The 6,897-nt window shown below is 43.3% G+C and carries 7 protein-coding genes; all 7 read right to left on the reverse strand.

The genetic code is table 11. The features are described from left to right. The 7 genes from N693_RS0114335 to N693_RS0114370 all read right to left on the reverse strand — a co-directional run bounded on the left by N693_RS0114335 (window position 1) and on the right by N693_RS0114370 (window position 6,297). Window positions 1-576, reverse strand: a complete 576-nt coding sequence (locus tag N693_RS0114335; protein WP_025785519.1) for a hypothetical protein — start codon at window positions 574-576, stop codon at window positions 1-3. Between the two features lie 24 nt (window positions 577-600). Further along, complete coding sequence (locus tag N693_RS0114340; RefSeq protein WP_025785520.1) at window positions 601-1,257, reverse strand: diphthine--ammonia ligase; 657 nt, start codon at window positions 1,255-1,257, stop codon at window positions 601-603. 133 nt (window positions 1,258-1,390) lie between these two features. After that, a complete protein-coding gene (locus N693_RS0114345) occupies window positions 1,391-1,897 on the reverse strand; it encodes a DinB family protein (RefSeq protein ID WP_025785521.1) in 507 nt (168 codons plus the stop codon). A 282-nt stretch (window positions 1,898-2,179) separates the two neighbouring features. Then, entirely contained in the window at window positions 2,180-2,689 is a 510-nt protein-coding gene (locus N693_RS0114350) for a PCYCGC motif-containing (lipo)protein (RefSeq protein ID WP_025785522.1), read from the reverse strand. Between the two features lie 84 nt (window positions 2,690-2,773). Further along, entirely contained in the window at window positions 2,774-4,156 is a 1,383-nt protein-coding gene (gene fumC, locus N693_RS0114355; protein ID WP_025785523.1) for a class II fumarate hydratase, read from the reverse strand. 130 nt (window positions 4,157-4,286) lie between these two features. Then, window positions 4,287-5,609, reverse strand: a complete 1,323-nt coding sequence (locus N693_RS0114365) for an FtsX-like permease family protein (RefSeq protein ID WP_025785524.1) — start codon at window positions 5,607-5,609, stop codon at window positions 4,287-4,289. Further along, window positions 5,599-6,297 (reverse strand): ABC transporter ATP-binding protein, encoded by a 699-nt coding sequence (locus N693_RS0114370; protein WP_025785525.1) that lies wholly within the window; start codon window positions 6,295-6,297, stop codon window positions 5,599-5,601. Before N693_RS0114370 ends, N693_RS0114365 begins: the two co-directional genes overlap by 11 nt. Between the last annotated feature and the right edge of the window lie 600 nt (window positions 6,298-6,897).

Consider the following 6,897-nt stretch of genomic DNA (forward strand, 5'->3'; position numbering starts at 1 on the left):
TTACTCTTTCCACTCTGCTTTTAAGAGGAGACAGCGATCATAAGCTTGTAGCTGTTTCAACGCGTTTTCATCATTCATGTTAAATGTTTGAACCCTTCCACTTGCTGAGACGATGTAGTACGCAAGATAGGCAACTTCCCCTTGTTTCAAAGTGAGTTCACTTTCAAAGGCCGGCATCAACGTGGAGCCACCCGGCATCCCTTCAAGTTCAGGTCGTAGGCGTCCCCCCGGTGAGCTGAAAAGGATTCGTTCGATCGTATTTTCATCTGTTTGCTCAACCCCAAACCCAATTAGCGGCACTTGCTGTTCTGCTGAACCATTCCATGGGATCTCCGCAAGCGTTCCTACGTATTCCCCGTGTTCATATTGCTCAATGGTGAGTTGAATACTCTTGCCATCTGCCAATGTGTCTTTTGAAGTAAAATGCAGGGCGTCCATTCCACCTGCACTGTAGATTAACCGCTGTTCATCTTCCGTCAACGTTCTTTGTGTCAACGTGATGGACTTGCCTCCAAAGCACCCCGCTAACATCAATGTTGCGAATAACCATACTCCAGCAACACAAAATCGTTTCACACGCATCCCCTTTGTTTGTTAGCGTTATTCGATGCAGTCTGTTGGTAAAAAGACGTAGTTTTCTTTTTCCACCTGTTCTCCGAATACAAGTGGAACTCGCTCACTAAAAATCGGCCCATCTGCCACGACTGTATGGAATTCACCAGACTCTCCACAACTATCAATTCCGAGCGCTTCAAGTTCATCCATTAATCCAATTGTAAAACGCTCTCCAAGGAAGCGTTCCGGCATTCGACTAGTGTCCACCACAATAATATACGCTTCAAATCCCGCAGCAATGAATTCCTCCAGCAATTGACGTCTCGGGATGAGCCAAAGTGGATGCCATGCGGTCATCCCTGCTTGGTCACATGCTTGTTGAACCCAAGTTCGATGGTCTTCTAAATCGATGTCACCAAATACACCATAGCGAATCCCTGCATCTGTGCATTCTTTCATGGCATCGATAAATTCTTGTTCATAGGTCTCCCAAGATGCTTGTCGCGTCATCAACGGAACCTTCAATCGCTCTGCTTGTGCATGAATGACTGACTCTGGCAAAGCATGAGAGCGAGATCGATCTGCCTCTTCTTCAAACATTGTCCAAATTCGCGTGAGGGTCGCCCCGTTTTCCAACGCTTTGTAAACGGCCATAGCGGAATCCTTACCGCCACTCCAGGATGCTACGAATTTCCGTTCCATACACTCCACTCTCCTTCTTTACTTCCTTGCAGACAGTATATCACGCACATTTCCTCATGAAAAAGCCCTCTATGCTCAAACGGCTTAGAGGGTGATTTGCAAAGTAACTTTCGCTCGTTTAACGAACTTCTGGTTAGATTGCTTTTTTCAGTTGTAATGATTCGATTGTATCTCTCAATTGTTTAAGATGACGCTTTTCATGCAATCCGACAAACGGGAACCATTGACACAATGGAATTTGTCCAAAAATCGGATGCTTGCATGATTTTTTCATTAATGCCTCTTTATTACTACTGTCATACACATCGAGCAAGTACAATCGGGAATTGTGCAATTCCTGCTTCATCTCACAAAGCGTCTTGAATGTATCCGAAGGAACTGTTCGTCCTGGAGCTTCTACTTTAATGATGCGATTCGTTGAAATGGAAATTGGCTTCTTCATCGCTTTCGGGCTTTCTGGATTCTTCAATTCCTTAGCCACATTTGAGGCGATGAGAGTTTCCATGAGCGAGAGATGCTCGAGGATTTGTTTCGGTGACCAGCCATCATTGGCAGGTTTCCGATTGAGTTCCTCATCCGTCAATCCTTGGACGGCTTGTAAAATCTTCTTGCGTATTTTGTTATTGCCTTCAAAAACCATGGTACCCCTCCTACGCAGTATTCGCGTCTGCATTCTCTCTGAAATATATTAGAATCATACGCTCATATTCTTGAAAAAGGAACCCCAAATTTAACTGTCAGAATAGTAAATTCCCGTCCCTTTTGCAACTCATCTGACACCGATCATAGACTACCTTTCAAAAGAATACAACCTTTCTGGATTATTCCTATTGTGACAGGGTTTCCAGGAGGTTTTTCTGCAGAAATAATGGTTGAATTTATAAAAAAACAGGCCCTCAAAAGAGAACCTGTTTTCCTTATCTTATGATGGCATTGGCGTATCCGTTGGACGCGCGTACCCTTTGTTGTAATCCATGTCGATTGTTTTACGAATTTCTTTCAACGATTTACCTTCTTGCGCCATCGTGACAGACTTGACTGCAATTTCTACACAGACGTCACATCGAGTTCCATGGTCATCCCATACGACTGAACCATCTTTGCGGATTTCATCCACAAAACAGTTCAAGTTGCTGCCGTGATCTGCGCTATCCGCACATCCACAGTAGCATGGCATGTATTTCAAAATGTCTTCTGCGTTTCCTGCTACTTGATAAACAAGTTGAAGATCGTCTGATTTGTCATCGAGGAAAGCAGGCAGCTCTTCTGCAGACGCCGTGACTTGTTGTAAGTCACCATTCGGAAGTTGTTTTTCTTCACCTACGGCTAATGCTGGCGTTTCTTCATGATGCTGTTCTGTAGCCGTTTTCCCACCGCATGCAGCGAGAACAATCACAAGTATAGCTAAGATCGGCATGAGGCGTTTTTTCATGGACATGTCGACTCCTTTTCTTGAAGGTTGTCCTCTCAGCATACAGGGTTAAACATACTTGTGCTGTTACAATATTGTGGCAACTTACCGACCAATCATTTTTGAAGGATCTACCCATTCATTGAACTGATCTTCAGTGAGAAGTCCTGATTTTAGCGCGGCTTCCTTCAAGGTTGTTCCTTCTTTGTGTGCCTTTTTTGCAATCTTAGCTGCATTTTCATACCCAATATGCGGATTAAGTGCTGTTACGAGCATGAGTGAGTTTTTCACTTTGTTATCGATTTCTTCAAGGTTTGGTTCAATTCCAACTGCACAGTTGTCGTTGAAGCTGATCATTCCATCTGCTAACAGTTTTGCCGTTTGCAAGAAGTTAAAGATGATGACCGGCTTAAATACGTTAAGCTCAAAGTTCCCCTGGCTCGCTGCAAATCCGATTGTTGCGTCATTCCCCATGATTTGTGCAACAACCATCGTCAATGCTTCACTTTGTGTCGGGTTCACTTTACCTGGCATGATTGAACTACCTGGCTCGTTTTCAGGAATCGTAATTTCACCGATACCTGAACGCGGACCGCTAGCAAGCCAACGTACGTCATTGGCAATTTTCATAAGATCTGCGGCAAGTGCTTTCATAGCACCGTGTGTGTATACGACTTCGTCATAGCTTGTAAGTGCGTGGAATTTGTTTTCAGCTGATGTAAATTCAATCCCGACAGACTTCGAAATTTCTTCCGCCACTTTGTCTCCGAATCCTTTTGGTGCGTTCAGACCCGTACCGACAGCAGTTCCACCGATCGCAAGTTCTTTCATCGATTGAACGCTTTCTTTCAGCATCTTCTCTGTTTTCACAAGCATCTGATGCCAACCGCTCATTTCTTGACCAAGAGTTAGAGGTGTCGCATCCTGCAAGTGTGTACGGCCAATTTTAATAATGTCCATGAACGCTTCCGACTTATCACCTAGCGTTTTCTTTAGTTTCTCAAGTGCTGGAAGGAGTTCACGTTCAACTGCAATCACTCCTGATACGTGAAGCGCTGTCGGGAATGTATCATTTGAACTTTGTGATTTGTTCACGTCGTCATTCGGGTGCAGACGCTCTTCCTCACCCCACTCTTCAAGCAACTGATTGCCGCGGTTAGCGAGCACTTCGTTCATATTCATGTTGGACTGAGTTCCACTTCCTGTTTGCCAAACAACTAGTGGGAAGTGGTCGTCCCATTTACCTTCTAATACTTCATTGGCTGCAGCTGAGATTGCTTTCATCTTCACTTCGGAAAGATTTCCGAACGAATGACTCGCAATGGCTGCAGATTTTTTCAAATGTGCAAAGGCTTGGATTACGCCAGTCGGAATGCGCTCTCCGCCAATTTTAAAGTTTTGTTTACTACGCTGTGTTTGTGCACCCCATAGTTTGTCCGCTGGGACTTGAATTTCACCAAACGTATCGTGCTCAATGCGGTATTCCATCCTGAAAACCCCTTTTCGCAAATAAATTCACTTTCTTCTTATCTATCATGCCGGAATTCATCTGTAAAATCAAAGATATTTGAATCGGTCCACTAAGAAAAAGATCCGCCATAGTGAGCGGATCTTCCTTTTATAATTCGCGTCGCAGCGCATCGATGACATCGATTTGTGTTGCTTTACGTGCGGGACGCCAACCTGAAATCATGGCTACACCAATACTGATTGCGGATGCAATGACAACAAGTTGCCATGGAATGATGGAGAACGTAACGTTCAGTTCATTGAAATCCTCTTCTCCAAGTGCCGCTCCGACGATGAGTGGCAAGATGTAGTTTGCGAGAATGCTAATTGCATAAGAAAGGATGACTGCAATGACAGTTCCAATGATGCCAATCCATGCACTTTCCAGTAAAAATAGACGTTGTATCAATTTCGGCTTCGCTCCGAGTGCTTTCATGACACCTATTTCTCGTGTACGCTCGGTTACCGCCATCGTCATCGTATTAAAGATACCAATAGAAGAAATCAAGATTGCGATGGTTCCAATGAAGATGAGACCTGCTTTCAGGGCTAAGAAAAAGACATCTATCTGTTCCAGTTCTTCTGATATGGAATAGACAGAATATCCGTCATCTTTTAACGAAGTCGTGATGCCCTTTACATTTTGCAGCTCATCGGCATAAACATTCAGATTCGAATAGAAAAGTGACTCTTCACTTTCTTCCGCCTTGTGACGGTCGTAAATGGCATCTAGTTCTGGAATTAGCGAAGCATCTGCATATAGTTTACCGTCTAAAATAAAGTCTTTCGCAGGTGCCTTTGCAATTCCGACAATCGTAAGTTTGATCGGCTCTTTGTATGATTCATTTGTTTCATAGCTTCCAATTTCATAGGTAATTTCCTTACCCAGTAAATCCCCTTTATAGTGAGGCAATTCTAGTTCCGCCTGTTCTTCTTCATTCGATTCCTTGCCTTGTTGCTGATTTTGAAATTTTTCTACCTCTTCTTCATTCATTAAATTTTTAGCGAAGTCATGTCCGACGACTACTTCATATTTCCCGTTTGGTAATCGTCCTTTTTCTAGAGCGAATCCTGCTTTCTTTTCCTCTTCAAAGTCTGAAACGAGAAGTCCGCTCGGGCTAGTATACTTATCCAGCGTGGTTTCCTGGGAGGCATTCACTTCTTGTCTAAGAACCACAGCTTTTACATGGTCCAGTTTTTTCATTTTGTCTGCTTTATCAGTATTTAGATCGGCACCATACACTTCTATTTGGGTTACAAGTCGGTTATCGAGAATTTCTTTTTTCAGCGTGTCTTGGATGCCGAATCCGACAGAAGCTAAAATGATAAGAAAAGCGGTTCCCATCGTTGCGGCTAAGATTGTCATGAAAACACGCAGTTTGTTCTTTTTAATGTGCTGGCTAACAAAATCGAGCTGATCTTTAAATTGCATGATGCACACCTCCTACTTTCAACACTCCGTCGTGCATTTGGTAAATCTCATCTGCGATTGATGCGACCTCGTCGTCATGCGTGATAATGACGAAAGTAATTCCTCGAGATTCGTTCAGTGAACGGATTAGCGCAAGAATTTCCTGTTCAGTTTCCGAGTCCAGACTGCCCGTTGGTTCATCCGCAAAAATGATTGGGGGATTTGTGATTAGGGCACGGGCGATACTGACGCGTTGTTGTTGACCTCCCGACAACTCATTCGGGTAATGGTCTTGTACTTCTTTCAAACCTACGTGTTGGATGAGTTGCTTCACGAGTTTCGTCCGTTCTGCTTTTGAGAATCCTTTCAGTTTTAATGGTAGCTCAATATTTTCGAATGTCGTGAGTCCAGGCATGAGCTGAAAGTTCTGGAAGATGAACCCGAATTGGTCGAGCCGAAATTCTGCACTTTGGGTTTCATTGAAATCAGATGTCACTGTTCCATTGACTGTAATTTTTCCACTCTCAGGCTTCAGGAATCCGGCCATAATATGAAGTAATGTCGACTTCCCTGATCCACTTCTGCCAACAATGGAGATGATGGAACCTTTTTGCACTTCGAAAGAAAGGTCTTTCAAGACAGGGACTGGCCGCTCTTTTCCTTTTTTTCCGATTTTGAATGAATGCTGAATATGTTCTACACGAATCAATCTGATGTCCTCCTCTAACTTGATGATAGTTTGAGTATGACAGTCAAATCTTTAGAAGTAGTGTATGGAAAAATGAAGAATTTCTTAAGATGTGAAAAGTTTTGCGTGTTGAGTGCTTATCAGGGCAATTCATGAATGCGGGCTCTTTGTCTAGATTGATGAAGGGTACTATTCTTTGAGTGGATAGGTTATTAGCCAAGCCGTTGGTGTGGACGGTGGCGGATGCGAGGTTTATGAGCATTTCTCAAGTTTTATGAGCATTTTTCAGTGACTTATGATCATTTCTGGAGATTTTTGAGCATTTTTACAAATTAACGAGCACATTTGCGAGTTTATGAGCGTTTCTCTAGTTTTATGAGCACATTGGTAGGCAACGAGTTGTTCAACCTTTGCTTCTTGCCGTGTTGATCACTTTTACATCATAACTCACCGCAGTAAATGCTTCGCATGGCGAAGCACACCAATTAAATCTTGGTATTGATTGGTTAAAGGCACTTTTTCGCGAGTAGATGCTTTGTATGCCTTGAATCAGGTTGCGGGCAAAAGGGTTATGATCACTTTTTGAGTTTTATGAGCGACTTGGTATTTTGTCAATAAACG

The sequence above is a fragment of the Sporosarcina sp. D27 genome (assembly GCF_000586555.1).
Classification (GTDB): domain Bacteria; phylum Bacillota; class Bacilli; order Bacillales_A; family Planococcaceae; genus Sporosarcina.

Coding starts and splice junctions, on each gene's coding strand:
- N693_RS0114340 (WP_025785520.1), bottom strand. CDS start 1,257: ATGGAACGGAAATTCGTAGCATCCTGGAGTGGCGGTAAGGATTCCGCT.
- N693_RS0114345 (WP_025785521.1), bottom strand. CDS start 1,897: ATGGTTTTTGAAGGCAATAACAAAATACGCAAGAAGATTTTACAAGCC.
- N693_RS0114350 (WP_025785522.1), bottom strand. CDS start 2,689: ATGAAAAAACGCCTCATGCCGATCTTAGCTATACTTGTGATTGTTCTC.
- fumC (WP_025785523.1), bottom strand. CDS start 4,156: ATGGAATACCGCATTGAGCACGATACGTTTGGTGAAATTCAAGTCCCA.
- N693_RS0114365 (WP_025785524.1), bottom strand. CDS start 5,609: ATGCAATTTAAAGATCAGCTCGATTTTGTTAGCCAGCACATTAAAAAG.